At 70.9% G+C, this 450-nt stretch carries 1 protein-coding gene; it reads right to left on the bottom strand.

The window, feature by feature from the left end; genetic code table 11:
* A partial coding sequence (locus CVH10_RS17525) for a transketolase C-terminal domain-containing protein (RefSeq protein WP_369335856.1) occupies nucleotides 1-450 on the bottom strand: 450 nt, incomplete at both ends.

Raw genomic sequence — 450 nt, 5'->3', positions numbered from 1 at the left:
TGCATACCGATGATGCTGCCGGCCGAGCCCGCGTAGCGGTCCCAGCCGATGACCGAGCCCTGCTCGACGGCCACGCGCGCGAGCACGTCCGGGATCAGCACGCTGTTGCGGTAGGACTCGTCCTGGCGCTCGAACAGGTCCCAGGACGGCATCGAGACGACACGGGCCTTCACGCCCTCGGCGGTCAGGGCCTCGTAGGCCGAGACGCAGAGCTGCACCTCGGAGCCCGTGCCGATGAGGATCACCTCCGGCGTGCCCGCGCAATCGGCCAGCACGTAGGCGCCGCGTGCCGTGCCGGCGGCGCTGGCGTATGTCGTGCGGTCGAAGGTCGGCAGCGGCTGTCGGGAGAGCGCCAGCACCGCCGGCTGGTTCTTCAGGCCCAGGATGACACGGTAGGCTTCCGCGACCTCGTTGGCGTCCGCCGGGCGTAAGGTGACGAGGCCGGGGATC

It is taken from the genome of Halomonas sp. ND22Bw (assembly GCF_003011945.1).
Taxonomy (GTDB): domain Bacteria; phylum Pseudomonadota; class Gammaproteobacteria; order Pseudomonadales; family Halomonadaceae; genus Halomonas; species Halomonas halophila.
This window is presented reverse-complemented; position numbering and strand designations above follow the sequence as displayed.